We start from the raw sequence: 13724 nt of genomic DNA on the forward strand, positions 1-13724 counted from the left end.
TGGCAGCCGTCTGGACGGGCTTTCCTTTCAGACGGGTGTCCTGAAGGTTCCGGCGAGGTTCTGCAGCTGGTAGATCCATGAGGTCCACACGCCCAGGAGCATCAGCACGCCCAGCAGCGCCAGGAGCAGGCCGCCGGCGATGTTGAACGTCCGGATGTGCCGCCGGACGAAGGCCAGCGCGCGCGTGACCCAGCTGACGCCCAGGGCGACCAGGGCGAAGGGAATGCCCAGACCCAGGCAGTATGCGAAGGCCAGCAGTGCACCCCGCCACGGGTCCCCGGTGGTTGTGCTCAGGGCGAGGACCGCGGCCAGTGTCGGGCCCATGCAGGGGGTCCAGCCCAGACCGAAAACGACTCCCAGGACGGGTGCGCCGGCCAGACCGGACGCGGGCTTCCATGTCATCTTCGCTGTGCGCTGAAGGAAGGGCAGCTTTCCGGCAAGGGCCAAGCCCATGAGGATCACGACGATGCCCAGGACACGGATCAGTGTGTCCTGCCATCGGGCCATCCATGTGCCGATGGCGCCGAAGGCGGCCCCGTAGAGGGTGAAGACGGCGGCGAAGCCAAGGACGAAGAGCCCGACTCCTGTCAGTACGCGGCGGCGGTTGCCTTGCTGTGCCGGGTTGGTCAGGCCCGAGACGTATCCGAGGTATCCGGGCACCAGGGGCAGGATGCAGGGGGAGAGGAAGGAGACGAGGCCGGCGATCATTGCCAGCGGAAGCGCGATCAGCAGGATGCCGCTCTGCACGGTTTCCGCGAAATAGCCTCCGATGGTCATGCCAGGACCCCCTGTCGTGGTTTGCGGGGTGCGCCGCTGAGGTGTCGTATCGGCCACGGCCTGTGTGGGGCGGGGCTCTTAGTCATGATGGGCCTCGGGTTCGGGGTAGATGAGGGTGCGGGTGACCAGGTGGTGGGGTGCGGTTTGGGTCTCGTGCAGGATCCGTCCGTCGGGGGCCAGGGTGAGTTCGAGGACGGCGTTCTCGGCCGGGTAGGACAGGATGAGGCGGCGGTTGCCGTCCTCGTCGGGAAGCCGGGTGGCCGTGGTGGCGAGGCCGCTGGCGTAGAGGGCGCGCCGGGTGAAGTCGGTGCCGGTGGTCTGGAAGGAGTGCGGTGTTCCCAGTCCTTGTGCGGTGTCGCTGGTGACCAGTTCGTGGAGGGTGAGGGCGGGGACGGCCTTCATGGCTGTGACGGCTTCGCGAAGCAGGTCCTCTGCCGGGATGGCGGGCCAGGTGATGGCCAGTGCGGCGGGTTCGACGTTCCAGGTTCCGGATGTCGGGGTAATGGTGAGGCGGCTGGTCCCGTCGGCCCATGTGGCAGGGCTGAAAAAGCAGCCTGCCCCGCAGCTTCGGAATCTCAGGTCGGTGGTCTCGCCGGCGGGTCCGGCGAGGGAACCGGTGAGGCCCGGCTGCGCGGCGGCAGTCCTGCCCGATGAGTCCGTGATCTCCGGGACCATGAGCTGGATGACGAGCTGGCCGGAGCTGGCGCGGGCGTTGACGCCTATTTCCCCGGCCAGCGCGGCTGCCGGGACGACCGGTCCGGTGGCGGGCGGGGGGAACGCCAAGGGTGCGTCCGCGCTGGCGGGCGCCGGCAGCACGGTCAGCACCGCGGACACGACAAGAACGGAGGACAGGGCGGCTGCTTCGAACCGTGCGGGGCGTGTGATCGTGGCCAGACCCGATTTCCGGTGCAGGAGGCGGCGGGCGGCCAGGGCCAGGCCTGCGGCGACCGCGACCAGCCCGATTTTGGCCAGCAGGACCTGTCCGTATTCCGTGGTGAGAAGTCTGTCGGGCGGTATAAGCACAAGCGCCGATCCGAAGCCGGTCAGAACGACGGCGGTGAACAGCCACACGGCCAACCGGGAGTACGCCCCGAGTGCTTGCCTGGCCAGGTCCCGCCGGTGGCGCCAATGGATGAGTGTGCGCAGCACATGAACGAGCATCCCTGCCCAGAGAGTGGCCGCAGCGAGGTGCACCACGGTCAGCGGGATTCCCAGGACCGGGTCGGCCAGTTGTGGGTGGGCGCGCAGGGCCTCGGCGCCGATCACGGCCGCCAAGGGCAGCCAGATCCACCCGCGCCGGTTGAATTCGCTGACGATTACTGCGAGGGCGAACCCAGTGAGCTCCACCAGGGTCAGGATTCCCGGGCGGCTGCCGATCAGGGCGTCCGGGACGGGCCGGGTGAGGCCGGCTGTCAGGGAGCCGTTGCCCAGTAGCAGCACGGCCAGACCGACAACGCCGGCAAGACCCGTCAGGCAGGCCCAGAGGGTGAGTCGCCGTGGTCCGGGCGGGGAGTCGCGAAGCCGGGCCAGCAGCCGGGCACCGCTCTGTTCACCCAGTGCCAGGGCAAGGGCTGCGAACATCAGGGCACGGAAGACGGCTGTCGGCAAAGAACCTTGCGTGTCGGTGGCCTGTCCGCCGCCGAGGGCAGTGGCCGAGGGGCCGACGGCGTAGCGGTAGGACCCGCTCATGATGTCCCCGTCGCCGGCGGTGACCTGCCATTGGACGGTGTAGATGCCCGGGCCGCCGGGGCCGTGAACGGGTATTTCCAGGGCACGGTTCTCATGGGTGAGCCGTGCCGTGCCGAGAGCCTGGCTGCCCTGTGGGCCGGCCAGTGTCAGCGGTGTCCCGGCGGTGGTGACCGGTTCGTCGAAAAGCAGTGTCAGGGTGTCGGGGGCTGTGGCGACGGTTGAGTCGGCGGCGGGTGCGGTGAAGAGCAGGTTGGAGTGCGCGGAAGCGGGGACCGCCGAGAACAGTCCGGCAAAGACGAGCCCCGCCGTGGCTGCGAGCAGTGCGGCGGCGCGGCCGAGACTGTTCGTTCGCCGGGGTGCCCTACGCTTCACGCCGGGGCGGGGGGATGAGGTCGGTGCCGGTGTCGGGGTGGGCTTTGCAGTTGTGAGAGTTCTTCCCGGGCGGCCCGGATCCGGTCATCAATGCTTTGCGCCGGGCCGTCGCAGCACCCGTCGGCGGTGGTGCGCCCCTGGCGGCGCATGGGGCGCAGGCAGAAGAACCAGGTCAGGGCGATGGCTGCCGCCGTGCCTGCCAGTGCGATCAGTATCGTGTTCATGCGGCAGGGTTCCCGCCCGGACGCGGTGCCGGGTGGCGGCCGTCGAAGTCTGCCGGCACCGGGCGCAGGGCCTCGATCTGGGCGCGCAGTGAGGCCAGTTCCTGTTCCTGGTCGGGTGTGGCGGGCTGTTCGCTGCGGCCGCGGCCGCGCATCATGAGCCACATCATCAGGCCCATGCCGACGGGGCAGACCAGTGCGGGAAGGATGAGGAAAAACTGTTCCATGGGATGTCCTTAGCGGTCAGGGGTGGGGCGGAGTCGGGTGAGGTCGCGGCGGAGCGCGCGTGCGGAGAGCCGGCCGTGGGCGATGAGCCTGCCCTCGGCGATGAGTCCGGGGGCGAAGAGGAGGCGGTGCTCGGCGGCGAGCCGGCGTCCCTGGACGCTGTCCAGGTCGACCTCGTCAACGCTGAGCGGGAACTCGCGGGAAAGCCCTGCCAGCAGCTGTTTACCGTCGCTGCACCAGGTGCAGTCTGTCCGGGTCAGCAGGGTGAGCGTGATCATGGCCTGGCCCCGTCTTTGAGGTCACTGAGCAGCTTGTCGACCGGAACGAACATCGTGTAGTCCGGGGCGCCGCCGTAGTCTGCCCGCCACCGGATGGTGCCGTCCGGGCCGACGAGGATGAAGCTGTGCCCGTCCCTCATGGCGCCCATCATCCCGTACCGGTTCGCACTGTATTTCTCCGACACCGTGAGGGCGGGATCGGACAGGACGGGTGTGGTCAGGCCCATGTCCCGGGTTTTGCGGGCAATGAGGTTGGCCGGGTCGGTCGTAATGGACAGGACCGCGTCGATGCCGGCGGCCTTGACCTTGGCGCTGTCCTTTTCAAGACTGGTCAGCTGGTCCCAGCAGGGCTGGCAGGTCAGGCCTTCCTGGAAGTACAGGAGCACGCTTTTCCCTTTGTAGTCGCCCAGGGACACCTGCTTGCCGGCGGTGTCCTCCAGGGTGAACGCCGGTGCGGCCTGGCCGGGGCCGGGCTCGCCGACACCGTAGTTCTTCCCGGCCCCGGCGTTCTTCGGGGCGGTGGATCCGGAGAAGATGGCGTAGAGGGCGACGAGGATGACGACAAGGGCTGCAGCGGCCAGGGTCCAGAGGAGCCAGCGGCGGTTCGTTCCACGGGCGGGGCGGGACTTGGGGTCCCGGCTTTTGGTGGTGGTCATGATCGGCTGTCCTTTGCAGGGAAGGGTCCGGCGGTGTGGTCGGGGGCGCAGCAGACGTTTCCGGGGCCGGCTTCAGAGTCGTCGACGGGTGTTTCCGGGCCGGGCGGGGGTTTGGCGTGCTGGCGTGCCTGGGATATCAGGTAGAGGAGGCCCGCGATGAGGATTGCGGCGAGGGCCCAGCCGGGCAGCCAGCCCAGTGCTGCGGCGGTGACGGCGGCGGCGTGCTGCAGCCCGGCGGTGATCTGCAGGAATATTCCCTCCGATCCCATGCCGGGTCCCAGGGCTGCCTGGACGTAGGTGAGGACGGCCATCGCGATGAGCAGGAAGGCCGACGCGGCCGTCCCGAACGCCATCGTGCGGCGCAGGCGGCCGAACCGGAGGGTGACCTGCCGGCCCTGCAGCCACCTGCTCCTGCTCCAGTCCTTGCGGTCCCACACCAGGGCCAGAGCGGCCAGCGGTGCGACCATGCCCAGGACGTAGGTCAGTGCCACGGCCAGGGCCGCGGGAAACGAGGCGGTCGCACCGGAGAGCACGGCGACGCCGGCCAGCACGGGGGCGCAACAGGAACTGGCGGCACCCGAAAACACTCCGAGCCCATAGACCGAACCAAACCCTGACCCGGTGGGTGCCCGGCCCGGCAGCATCGGCAGCCTGGGCTTCCATCCGAACAGCATCGCGGTTCCACCGGCCAGCATGGCGGTGGCGGCGGCGGAAAACACCAGCACGTGCTGGCCCGAGACCAGGCTGACGAGGAAGGTTGCTCCGAGTCCGATCGGGACGATGATGGTGGCCACCCCTGCGGCGAAGACGAAGGTTGCGGCGAGAATGCCGGTGCGGCGGCGGAAGCCGGTGGCCAGGTACGCGGGCAGCATCACCGAGACGCAGCAAGGGGCCAGCAGGGCCACGAGGCCGCCAAGGAACGCGGTCAGCAGCGTCCCGCCGAACAGCAGATCTTCCATGGACGTTCGCCCTTCACACCACTCGACACTTCAAAACTATACTCCTAAGGAGTTTAGGAGAATAGGCTGGCGGTGTCCAGCGGCGGGACCCGGCGGCTGGCTTTAGAGGGCGGTAGTGCTGACGGAGACGTTCGCGTCGGGACAGAGGTTGTGGCCGGCCGCGGCAGCTGCCGGACCTCCCAGCAGCAGCACCGGGAGCGCGAACAGAGCGGCCACGGCAAGGGAGCCGGCGGCGGTCCTGGCACTGCCCAGGGGCTGGCGCGGCGGAATGAGACGGCGGACGCGGGCCGCGGCTCCGGCCCCTCCTGCGGCCAGCGCCACAGCCGGCGACAGTGCTATACCTCCGGAGGCGACGGCCAGCAGCGCAGCGGCCACGGTGAGCCGGCCGGACCGGGCGGCGGCAGCGTCATCGGCACGCAGTTCAATGAGCCGGGCGGTCTCGTCGGCGGCGGTCCGGAAGAGCCCCACGGCGGGGAAGGCCGACGCCAGCGCCCGGGCGAGGCCCAGGATCAGGTCGTGCCGCTCGGCGAGGTGGGCGTGTTCGTGGGCAAGGACCGCGTCCAGCTGCGCCTCGTCCAGGGCCTGCAGTGCCCCTGTTGTGACGATTGTGCGCCGCCGCCGTCCGGGGAGGCAGTAGACGGCCGGTTCATCCGAGTCCAGGACAACAACGCCGCGGTGTGTGTCGGTGTGGCCGACGATGTCCAGAATCCTGCTGTGGCGGGCGCGTTCCCGTGCCATGCCGGCCAGGCCTGCACCGAGGCACCAGAGCGTGCGGCCGAGGATGGCCAGGGCAAGGACGGCGCCGGTGGCGCCGGCGGCCGCCCCGCCGGGGGAAGCGTACTGCTCGCGGATGGCCATGACGCAGGCCCGCAGCAGCTCGGCGAGGTCGGCGCTGACGGTCACGGTCGGGAAGGTCAGGGCCAGTCCGGCGAGGGCGAACGAGGCCAGGACGGTGACGGTGAGGGCCTGCCACGCCGCGATGGCCAGCCTGGGAGCCCTGTCGGCCCACGACCCAGCCCGCAGCAGCCGGGGGCCGGCAACGGCCAACACCAGGGCGTAACCCAGGAGGGACAACGCCGCGATCATGCCTGCACGTCCTGTTCCCTCGCCGCGCTGAGCAGCCGGTGCAGTTCCTCGGCCTCCTCGGGCCGGATCCCCTCGACGAAGCCGACCAGGGCCGCCGTCCGGTCATCGGTGAGGGAGAGTGCTTCGGTCACGAGTCCGGCCACGTACTTGTCCCGGCCCGCGGCTGCCCCGTAACGGAAGGCCCGGCCCTCGCGTTCCTTCGTCAGCCAGCCCTTGCGGTGCAGAATCTCCGTCACGGTGTGCACCGTGTTGTAGGCAAGGCCCCGGTCTAGGCCGTCGAGGACCTCACGGACCAGCAGCGGGCCGTCGGCGCGCCAGATCTGCTCCATGATGGCGCTCTCCAGATCGCCAAACTTTGGCATGCTGCCTCCTCGGCCGTGTCGTGTCCTATCAAGGATAGGAGATAGGCCCCGCCATTGCACCTAATTACCTAAGTAAGTTAGGTTTGGTGCAGGAATGCCGGACCGCCGGCGTTGACCGCAGCGCCGGGTCCCCGGTGCCCGTCAAGCAAAGGATTCAGGGAATGCCCCGATCAAAGAACCCGGGCCGGGCCGCCGGCAAGGACTCACAGGAGGCTGGGCCGGCCGCCGGGAGCAATCCCACCCTCAAGCAGCAGCGGGCCGCACAGATCGAACAGAAGCTGGCAGGCTTCAAGCGAGAGCACCAGAAAAACCGGCGCAAGCGCCTCATCCTCATCATTAGCGCCTGGACGGTCGGCATTGCCCTGGTGGCGGGCCTGGTCGTCTTCGCCGTGGTCAGCACCCTGCCGAAAAGCCCGCCGGCTGCCATTGACGGCGTCCAGACGTTTCCGGGGCTGAGCCGCAACCATGTGACGGGGCCGGTCGCCTACGCCCAGAGCCCGCCCGTGGGCGGAGACCATTCGGCGGTCCCGCTCAACTGCGCCGTCTACAGCGAGCCGGTGCCCAACGAAAACGCGGTCCACTCCCTCGAGCACGGAGCGGTCTGGGTGACCTATGACCCGCAGACGGTCAGCGGGGCGCAGCTGGACACACTGCGCAAGGAGATCCCGTCGACCTACGCTATCCTCTCCCCCTACAGCGGGCTGGGCACACCGGTCGTCGCGTCCGCCTGGGGCGTGCAGCTGAAGGCCGCGGGCGTTGATGACCCAAGGGTCAAAGATTTCATCACCAAATACCGGAGCGCGAAAACGGCCCCGGAGCCCGGCGCACCATGCAGCGGCGGGATCGACGGACCCGGCAAGATCAAGTAGCCAGACGGGCAGGTCGCGGGCAGCTGTGAACCAGCCGCCCGCACCCACCGCCCCAGCACCACTGAGGAAAGGACAAGACCGATGATGGGTTACGGATACGGCGACATGGGGCTTATGTGGCTGTGGATGCTGGGATGGTCGCTGCTTCTCATTGCCGGTCTGGTCGCGCTCGTCTGGGTGATCGTCCGCCTGGCACGGGGCGGTGGACAGTCCCCGGCCAGCCGGTCCGGCTCTGCCCGCAGCATTCTCGATGAGCGGTACGCGCGCGGGGAAATCGACGACGAGGAATACCGCAAACGCCGCGAAACGCTGGGATAGTGTTTTTTGGCGGGGCCCGCTGATGTGGACTCAGAAGGCCTGATCCGGACCGGGACAATCACCGGGCGGCTCCCGCACCGCGGCTCGCCTTCAAGTGGCCCCCGTCGCCGGGGCCATCCCCACCTATCGATCCAGGTAAGGGAACATCGTGACGTTTTCCAGGAACTGGGTCGGGCGCTGGCAATGGCCGGGGCGATGGGATGGGAAATCCTGTGGCCGCTGATCCTTGGATTCGCCTTGTCAGGCGTCATTCAGGCTCTCGTCAGCCGGGAGCGGATCGCGGCGTTGATGTCCGATGATTCGCCCCGGTCCCTGGCTGCCGCAACGGGCCTTGGGGCGGCGTCCTCGTCGTGCTCCTACGCCGCGGTGGCCCTGGCGCGGTCCCTGTTCCGCAAGGGCGCGCATTTCACCGCGGCGATGGCCTTTGAAATCGCCTCCACCAACCTCGTCATCGAGTTGGGCATCATCCTGGCCGTGATGATGGGCTGGCAGTTCACCCTGGCCGAATTCATCGGCGGACCCGTGATGATCATTGCCATCGCGCTCGGATTCCGGTGGTGGATGCGCGGACGCATCCTCGACGACGCCCGCCACCAGGCCGACAGGGGCCTCGCCGGATCCATGGAAGGCCACGCAGCCATGGACATGTCCGTTCACGGTCAGCTTCTGGCAGCGGCTGCGCTCCCGCGACGGGCTGACCGCCGTCGCACAATACTTCGTCATGGACTGGGCCTCCGTCTGGAAAGACATCGTCGGCGGCCTGCTGCTCGCCGGGGCGTTCGCCGCCTGGGTGCCCCAGTCCTGGTTGCAGGCCCTGTTCCTTGCCGGCAACCCGGTCGCCTCCACCTTCTGGGGCCCAATCATCGGGCCCCTCCTGGCCATGGTCAGCTTCGTCTGCTCCATCGGAAACGTGCCCCTGGCCGCGGTGCTGTGGAACGGCGGAATCAGCCTCGGCGGGGTCGTCAGCTTCATCTTCGCCGACCTGATCATCATCCCGACCGGCATCTTCTACCTCGCGATGATTGCAGCAGGCTACGTCGTCGAACTGGTTTTCACCCCGCTCGGGCTGGTCCCGGCAGAACGCAACGCCACCGTCCTGGAATCCTCCATCACCTGGAACTACACGACCTGGCTCAACATGGCCTTCCTCATCCTCGGCGCCTTCCTCCTCATCCGCTTCATCCGCACCGGCGGGCTGGGGATGCTGAAGATGATGGGCGGGGAACCGGCAGCCATCGACGGACCGGGCCACGACCACACCATGTAAAGCAGGCCGGAATCATGTCGGGTAATTGACTGGGCCAAACGGGCCCGCCAGTCAGTTGGCCAGCGTATCGCTGATGAGCGACTTCAGCGTTGATTTGTCGGCGACCCCCAGGATTCTTGCCGCAACACGGCCCTGCTTGTCGAGCACGATGGTGGTCGGAACGGCCTGAGGAGGCACAAAGCTGGCCATGGCCAGCAGGACGCCGCCGTTTCTGTCGTAGAAGCTCGGATACGTCACCCCGAAGGTACGTTCGTAGGCGGCGGCCGTCGGGGCCTCATCCCGGATGTTCACGCCATAGAACTCCGCTCCCTTACCCTGGAACGACTGGCTGAGCTCCTGCAGTGTTCCTGCCTCCAGCCGGCAGGGGCCACACGCGGCGTACCAGAAATTCAGCACCACGACTTTGCCGGGAAACGACCGCGATTCCACCGTCTGGCCGCTGAACAAGGGGGCCTGGAAGGTCACCGGGTTCTGACGGTCAGCGGCAGTGTATTCGCTCACCGAACCGTCGCCGGCAATGTAGTTCTTGTTATCCCCCGCCCGGGCCTGCTGGGCCAGAGAATCCGGGGCCGCACAGGCCGCCAGCGAAACGGCGAGCACAGCGGCAGAAGCGATGGCCGTGAGCATGCCCCTGCGGGCGCGCCGGCCGGGGTCCGGAATTCTGTGCAGCTTCATCAGTTTCCTCTCCTGCAGGCCGCGCCACGCTCAGCTGTTTTTCCCGTCATCGGGCCGGGTCCGGCCGTAACAGGCTGCCGCCGGCTGGGGGAACCGGCGGCAGCCTTCTCAGTGTAGACCTAAACTACTTAGGTTGTTAGGTTGATAGGACGCTTTTGATTGATGCAGCCCCACACGCACCTCCACGGCCACACTTTCCAGGTCGGTGCCTGCGGGGCCTGCAAAGCCGCCATCGTCCGTGCCAAAAGGACCGTCCCATTGTCATCGACGCCGACAACCCCGGCCACTGGCCCAACGCCTGCCACGCAGAACGCGCCATGATGGGCGTCTTCTCCTAAAACAAATAAGGGACACCTAAAACAAATAAGGGACACCGACCATGAACACCCCTGCCGTAACAGAACTGTTCTTCCCCTCCCCGACCGTCAGCGCCCTCCAGCTTGGGCCGCTGAGCATACGGTTCTATGCCCTCTGCATCCTGGCCGGCATCGTGGTCGGCGTGTGGTTCACAGCCCGCCGCCTCCGGGCCCGGGGAGGTACCACGTCCCAGACCCTGGACATCGTTGCCTGGGCGGTGCCCTTCGGTATCGTCGGCGGCCGGCTCTACCACGTCATCACCGACAACCAGCTCTACTTCGGCCCCGGAAAAGACCCGTGGGGCGCGCTGCGGATCTGGGAAGGCGGCCTCGGGATCTGGGGAGCTGTCGCCCTCGGACTGGTCGGCGCCGGGATCGGCGCCCGCCGGGCCGGATTGCCCTTCGCGGCATTCGCCGACGCGGCCGCCCCTGGACTGCTACTGGCCCAAGGGCTGGGCCGCTGGGGCAACTGGTTCAACAACGAACTCTACGGAGAACCCACGGACCTGCCGTGGAAACTCCAGATCCACGCCATGAACCAGGCCACCGGCCAGGCCCTGACCGCCCCCGACGGCACACCGGAAATCCTCGGCTACTTCCAGCCCACCTTCCTCTACGAATCCCTATGGTGCCTGGCCGCAGCATCGCTGCTGATGTTCCTGGATCGCCGCTACACCCTCGGCGCCAGGTCCGTCTTCGCCCTCTACATCGCCGTCTACACCGCCGGGCGTTTCGTCTTCGAGCTGATGCGCTCGGACCCCGCCAACACGATCCTGGGATTGCGAGTGAACACCTGGGTCTCCGGACTGCTTTTCCTCGCCGGCGTTGCCCTATTCCACCGGTTCAGGTCCCTGCCCCGCTCTACCGCCCAACCCGCGGCCAGCGCGGAAATGCAGCGCTCTGACGCGTCCGGCAAAGAAACATCTGCATGAGTAACACCGCCAAGCGGCGCGCGAAACACCTGGCCATCGCCGCCGCCGTCCCCGGCCGGCAGCCACTATGAACAACAGAACCGAGTGATTGTGTCAACCTGATCGGGACCCACTAGGCCCGGACGGTACCCACCTTTGACGGCAACGTGTGACTGAGCATGGGTTGCCGTGGCTATACTGACATCTGAATAAATGTTCAGATGTGGAGGCCATGTGGCAATGCTTGAGGCCGTCGATGAATGCGGTGTGAAGTTGGTCGACCCGGACAGGGTCGAGCTGGTCCGCGGGGCCCTGCCTTCAGACCACGCCATCGTAGAACTGGCGGACGTGTTCTCGCTGCTGGGTGATCCTGGGAGGTTGCGGCTGCTTTCCTCATTGCTGGAGGGAGGGGAGTTGTGCGTCTGTGACCTCGCTGCGACAAGTGGGATGAGTGAGAGCGCGGTCAGCCACGCTCTGCGTCTGTTGCGTGCCCATCGTGTGGTTTCGGTCTCCCGGCGCGGGCGGATGGCTTACTACCGGTTGGATGACGCGCACGTGCGCATGCTGCTGGATCTGGGCCTGACCCATACCGGGCACACCGTCGCCGTTCATCCCGAGCACACGGGTCCTGCACCGGAAGACAACCAACGATGAGCGCCGATCACGTTCACGCCATCCTGGACCAACTGCAGTCCTGCATGACCGGGCACTTCGACGTCGAACACTCCACGTTCCAGCTCGAACCCGCCGGCCACGCCATCCACGAAACCGGAAACCACTAAATGACTACTCCGCAGCCGCTTCCCCTAGGCCAGAAGAAGCCCTCACCCGAGGACGTCTCTGCCTGCGCTGACGGCTGCTGCGCTCCAGACGTTCCCGCCGTTCCGGACGCCGCCTGGATCAGGAACGCCCGTATCGTGAGGCTGCTGTCCTGGTTCAGCCTGGTCTGGATGGTCCTGGAAGGTGCACTCGGCCTGGTGGCCGGCGGGGTAGCCGGCTCCGTGTCCCTGATCGGATGGGCGCTCAGCTCCGCCGTCGAGGGCCTGGCGAGCATCATTGTCATCTGGCGGTTCACTGGATCCCGCACCCTGTCCGAAACCGCCGAAGGTCGCGCACAAAAAGCAGTGGCCATCAGCTTCTGGCTCCTTGCCCCCTACATCGGAATCCAATCGGTCATCGACCTGGCCACCGGGCACCGGGCCGAAAACAGTCTCCTGGGTATCGTGCTCACCGCGGCCAGCCTGATCGTCATGCCGGTCCTCGGCATCGCGAAACACCGTCTCGGTGCGCGGCTGAACTCCGGAGCCACGGCCGGGGAAGGAACCCAGAACCTGCTCTGCGCCGCGACCGCCGCCGCCGTCCTGGCCGGCCTGGCCGGCAACGCCCTCTTCGGCGCGTGGTGGCTTGACCCCGTCATCGGCCTCATCATCGCCGCCGTCGCCGTCAAGGAAGGCCGCGAAGCATGGAAAGGCGAAGACTGCTGCTGACGCTGCCAACCCTCCATCCACCGGTTCCCGGCACCCGGCAGCCGCGCATGACCTTAACAGCTTCACGACAAGGAAACGAACACACCATGGCCAGAACTGACGGCACTACGACAGCAACGACAGACCCTGCACTACTGCTGCGCCGCGGCCTGCGTCTGGAATACGGGACCCTGGGCTGGAACGTGATCGGCCTCGGCGTCCTGGCCGTGGCTGCCGTCCGCGCCGGATCACCGGCTTTGGCCGGGTTTGGTCTGGATTCCCTGATCGAAATCTTCGCCTCCCTCGTCGTGGTCTGGCAGCTCAAAGGCGTCCACCAGGAGCGGGAGGCCCGGGCGATGCGGCTGATCGGGACGGCCTTCGCGGTCCTGGCCGCCTACCTTCTTATCCAGCTGGTCATTGTCATTGCAGCCGGCCTCCGCCCCGCCACCTCCGGATTGGGCATCGTGTGGACGGCCCTGACCTTCGCGGTCATGCTCGCCCTGGCCTGGGGCAAGATCCGCACTGGACGCGCCCTGGGAAATCCGGTGCTGCACGCCGAAGGGAAGGTAACCCTGGTCGATGCGTACCTGGCCGGCGCGGTCCTGGCCGGGCTGGTCCTGAACTCCCTCTTCGGATGGTGGTGGGCCGACCCGCTCGCCGGTGCCGTCATCATCTACTACGCCGCCCGCGAGGCCCGCCACGCCTTCCAGCACACCACCGAAGAGGCCACGGCATGACCTGGTGGGATGCAGCGATCGCCATCATCGGGGGGATCGTCCTGATCTACGCCGTGCTGCTGGTCCTTCTGGCGCTCTACGCACGTAAACACCCGGAAACGGTGGGCATGAGGGAGGCGCTGCGGCTGCTGCCGGATCTGCTGGTACTGCTGCGCCGGCTGACCGCGGACCGGACCCTGCCGCGCGGAATACGGATCCGCCTGGTCCTGCTGCCGGTCTACCTCGCCTCGCCCATTGACCTGGTCCCGGACTTCCTGCCGGTGATCGGCTACGCCGACGACGTCATCATCGTGGCCCTGGTCCTGCGCTCGGTCATCCGCAGAGCGGGCAACGGTCCGCTGGAACAACACTGGCCCGGCAGCCCGGCAGGCCTGGCACTGATCCAACGCCTGGCCGGGACAGCCCCGGCCCGGGGATAAGCGCAATCCACCCGCTTGCCACCCTCCACGGCAACGGACAACCCGTGTTCCTTCCGTGGGCGTTGCCAGCACGGAAGAACC

At 67.5% G+C, this 13724-nt stretch carries 18 protein-coding genes and 2 pseudogenes; 10 read left to right on the forward strand and 10 right to left on the reverse strand.

Annotation, left to right across the window (positions count from 1 at the left end):
• Nucleotides 1–27: 27 nt before the first annotated feature.
• The 9 genes from BMF89_RS14850 to BMF89_RS14885 all read right to left on the reverse strand — a co-directional run bounded on the left by BMF89_RS14850 (nt 28) and on the right by BMF89_RS14885 (nt 6625).
• Nucleotides 28–777 carry a cytochrome c biogenesis protein CcdA gene (locus BMF89_RS14850; RefSeq protein WP_078107881.1) on the reverse strand — a complete coding sequence of 250 codons (750 nt, stop codon included), beginning with the start codon at nt 775–777 and terminating at the stop codon, nt 28–30.
• A 78-nt stretch (nt 778–855) separates the two neighbouring features.
• Complete coding sequence (locus tag BMF89_RS14855) at nt 856–2838, reverse strand: copper resistance protein CopC (RefSeq protein WP_078107882.1); 1983 nt, start codon at nt 2836–2838, stop codon at nt 856–858.
• Complete coding sequence (locus tag BMF89_RS21680) at nt 2835–3062, reverse strand: hypothetical protein (protein ID WP_139359691.1); 228 nt, start codon at nt 3060–3062, stop codon at nt 2835–2837. Before BMF89_RS21680 ends, BMF89_RS14855 begins: the two co-directional genes overlap by 4 nt.
• Nucleotides 3059–3286: a hypothetical protein gene (locus BMF89_RS14860; protein ID WP_078107883.1), complete on the reverse strand. Its 228-nt coding sequence runs from the start codon at nt 3284–3286 to the stop codon at nt 3059–3061. The genes BMF89_RS21680 and BMF89_RS14860 overlap by 4 nt, the downstream gene beginning before the upstream one ends.
• A 9-nt stretch (nt 3287–3295) precedes the next feature.
• On the reverse strand, nt 3296–3562 hold the full coding sequence (locus BMF89_RS14865; RefSeq protein WP_078107884.1) for a hypothetical protein: 267 nt from the start codon (nt 3560–3562) through the stop codon (nt 3296–3298).
• Nucleotides 3559–4218: a peroxiredoxin family protein gene (locus tag BMF89_RS14870; RefSeq protein WP_078107885.1), complete on the reverse strand. Its 660-nt coding sequence runs from the start codon at nt 4216–4218 to the stop codon at nt 3559–3561. The genes BMF89_RS14865 and BMF89_RS14870 overlap by 4 nt, the downstream gene beginning before the upstream one ends.
• Nucleotides 4215–5177, reverse strand: a complete 963-nt coding sequence (locus BMF89_RS14875; RefSeq protein ID WP_078107886.1) for a cytochrome c biogenesis protein CcdA — start codon at nt 5175–5177, stop codon at nt 4215–4217. Before BMF89_RS14875 ends, BMF89_RS14870 begins: the two co-directional genes overlap by 4 nt.
• A gap of 102 nt (nt 5178–5279) precedes the next feature.
• Nucleotides 5280–6263, reverse strand: a complete 984-nt coding sequence (locus BMF89_RS14880) for a M56 family metallopeptidase (RefSeq protein ID WP_078107887.1) — start codon at nt 6261–6263, stop codon at nt 5280–5282.
• Nucleotides 6260–6625, reverse strand: a complete 366-nt coding sequence (locus BMF89_RS14885; RefSeq protein ID WP_078107888.1) for a BlaI/MecI/CopY family transcriptional regulator — start codon at nt 6623–6625, stop codon at nt 6260–6262. Before BMF89_RS14885 ends, BMF89_RS14880 begins: the two co-directional genes overlap by 4 nt.
• A 161-nt stretch (nt 6626–6786) precedes the next feature.
• Here BMF89_RS14885 and BMF89_RS14890 point away from each other — a divergent pair, with 161 nt between their 5' ends.
• The 4 genes and pseudogenes from BMF89_RS14890 (at nt 6787) to BMF89_RS22185 (ending at nt 9079) form a co-directional block, all read left to right on the forward strand.
• On the forward strand, nt 6787–7494 hold the full coding sequence (locus BMF89_RS14890; RefSeq protein WP_078107889.1) for a DUF3105 domain-containing protein: 708 nt from the start codon (nt 6787–6789) through the stop codon (nt 7492–7494).
• An 81-nt stretch (nt 7495–7575) separates the two neighbouring features.
• Nucleotides 7576–7812: an SHOCT domain-containing protein gene (locus tag BMF89_RS14895; RefSeq protein WP_078107890.1), complete on the forward strand. Its 237-nt coding sequence runs from the start codon at nt 7576–7578 to the stop codon at nt 7810–7812.
• A gap of 195 nt (nt 7813–8007) precedes the next feature.
• Nucleotides 8008–8400 (forward strand): annotated as a pseudogene (locus tag BMF89_RS22800) (permease); the annotation flags it as partial.
• Nucleotides 8401–8533: 133 nt separating this feature from the next.
• Nucleotides 8534–9079, forward strand: a complete 546-nt coding sequence (locus BMF89_RS22185; protein ID WP_216353828.1) for a permease — start codon at nt 8534–8536, stop codon at nt 9077–9079.
• 51 nt (nt 9080–9130) lie between these two features.
• On the opposite strand, the gene BMF89_RS14905 is transcribed toward BMF89_RS22185, so the two are convergent.
• Nucleotides 9131–9754, reverse strand: coding sequence for a TlpA disulfide reductase family protein (locus tag BMF89_RS14905; protein WP_078107891.1), 624 nt, complete (start codon nt 9752–9754; stop codon nt 9131–9133).
• 379 nt (nt 9755–10133) lie between these two features.
• On the opposite strand from BMF89_RS14905, the gene lgt reads away from it, so the two are divergent.
• The 6 genes and pseudogenes from lgt to BMF89_RS14930 all read left to right on the forward strand — a co-directional run bounded on the left by lgt (nt 10134) and on the right by BMF89_RS14930 (nt 13643).
• Nucleotides 10134–11042 (forward strand): prolipoprotein diacylglyceryl transferase, encoded by a 909-nt coding sequence (gene lgt, locus BMF89_RS14910; RefSeq protein WP_078107892.1) that lies wholly within the window; start codon nt 10134–10136, stop codon nt 11040–11042.
• Nucleotides 11043–11261: 219 nt separating this feature from the next.
• Nucleotides 11262–11675, forward strand: a complete 414-nt coding sequence (locus tag BMF89_RS14915; RefSeq protein WP_078107893.1) for a metalloregulator ArsR/SmtB family transcription factor — start codon at nt 11262–11264, stop codon at nt 11673–11675.
• A gap of 17 nt (nt 11676–11692) precedes the next feature.
• A pseudogene (locus tag BMF89_RS21685) lies at nt 11693–11803 on the forward strand (cation transporter); the annotation flags it as partial.
• A complete protein-coding gene (locus BMF89_RS14920; RefSeq protein WP_078107894.1) occupies nt 11804–12508 on the forward strand; it encodes a cation transporter in 705 nt (234 codons plus the stop codon).
• 86 nt (nt 12509–12594) lie between these two features.
• Nucleotides 12595–13224, forward strand: coding sequence for a cation transporter (locus tag BMF89_RS14925; RefSeq protein WP_078107895.1), 630 nt, complete (start codon nt 12595–12597; stop codon nt 13222–13224).
• Nucleotides 13221–13643 carry a DUF1232 domain-containing protein gene (locus BMF89_RS14930; RefSeq protein ID WP_078107896.1) on the forward strand — a complete coding sequence of 141 codons (423 nt, stop codon included), beginning with the start codon at nt 13221–13223 and terminating at the stop codon, nt 13641–13643. The genes BMF89_RS14925 and BMF89_RS14930 overlap by 4 nt, the downstream gene beginning before the upstream one ends.
• The last annotated feature ends 81 nt before the right edge of the window (nt 13644–13724 follow it).

It is taken from the genome of Arthrobacter sp. SRS-W-1-2016 (genome assembly GCF_002009585.1).
Classification (GTDB): domain Bacteria; phylum Actinomycetota; class Actinomycetes; order Actinomycetales; family Micrococcaceae; genus Arthrobacter; species Arthrobacter bambusae_A.

Excerpts from the sequence above, each read along its gene's own strand:
- BMF89_RS14850 (WP_078107881.1), bottom strand. The coding sequence starts at position 777 with ATGACCATCGGAGGCTATTTCGCGGAAACCGTGCAGAGCGGCATCCTG.
- BMF89_RS21680 (WP_139359691.1), bottom strand. The coding sequence starts at position 3,062 with ATGAACACGATACTGATCGCACTGGCAGGCACGGCGGCAGCCATCGCC.
- BMF89_RS14860 (WP_078107883.1), bottom strand. The coding sequence starts at position 3,286 with ATGGAACAGTTTTTCCTCATCCTTCCCGCACTGGTCTGCCCCGTCGGC.
- BMF89_RS14865 (WP_078107884.1), bottom strand. The coding sequence starts at position 3,562 with ATGATCACGCTCACCCTGCTGACCCGGACAGACTGCACCTGGTGCAGC.
- BMF89_RS14870 (WP_078107885.1), bottom strand. The coding sequence starts at position 4,218 with ATGACCACCACCAAAAGCCGGGACCCCAAGTCCCGCCCCGCCCGTGGA.
- BMF89_RS14875 (WP_078107886.1), bottom strand. The coding sequence starts at position 5,177 with ATGGAAGATCTGCTGTTCGGCGGGACGCTGCTGACCGCGTTCCTTGGC.
- BMF89_RS14880 (WP_078107887.1), bottom strand. The coding sequence starts at position 6,263 with ATGATCGCGGCGTTGTCCCTCCTGGGTTACGCCCTGGTGTTGGCCGTT.
- BMF89_RS14885 (WP_078107888.1), bottom strand. The coding sequence starts at position 6,625 with ATGCCAAAGTTTGGCGATCTGGAGAGCGCCATCATGGAGCAGATCTGG.
- BMF89_RS14890 (WP_078107889.1), top strand. The coding sequence starts at position 6,787 with ATGCCCCGATCAAAGAACCCGGGCCGGGCCGCCGGCAAGGACTCACAG.
- BMF89_RS14895 (WP_078107890.1), top strand. The coding sequence starts at position 7,576 with ATGATGGGTTACGGATACGGCGACATGGGGCTTATGTGGCTGTGGATG.
- BMF89_RS22185 (WP_216353828.1), top strand. The coding sequence starts at position 8,534 with ATGGACTGGGCCTCCGTCTGGAAAGACATCGTCGGCGGCCTGCTGCTC.
- BMF89_RS14905 (WP_078107891.1), bottom strand. The coding sequence starts at position 9,754 with ATGAAGCTGCACAGAATTCCGGACCCCGGCCGGCGCGCCCGCAGGGGC.
- lgt (WP_078107892.1), top strand. The coding sequence starts at position 10,134 with ATGAACACCCCTGCCGTAACAGAACTGTTCTTCCCCTCCCCGACCGTC.
- BMF89_RS14915 (WP_078107893.1), top strand. The coding sequence starts at position 11,262 with ATGCTTGAGGCCGTCGATGAATGCGGTGTGAAGTTGGTCGACCCGGAC.
- BMF89_RS14920 (WP_078107894.1), top strand. The coding sequence starts at position 11,804 with ATGACTACTCCGCAGCCGCTTCCCCTAGGCCAGAAGAAGCCCTCACCC.
- BMF89_RS14925 (WP_078107895.1), top strand. The coding sequence starts at position 12,595 with ATGGCCAGAACTGACGGCACTACGACAGCAACGACAGACCCTGCACTA.
- BMF89_RS14930 (WP_078107896.1), top strand. The coding sequence starts at position 13,221 with ATGACCTGGTGGGATGCAGCGATCGCCATCATCGGGGGGATCGTCCTG.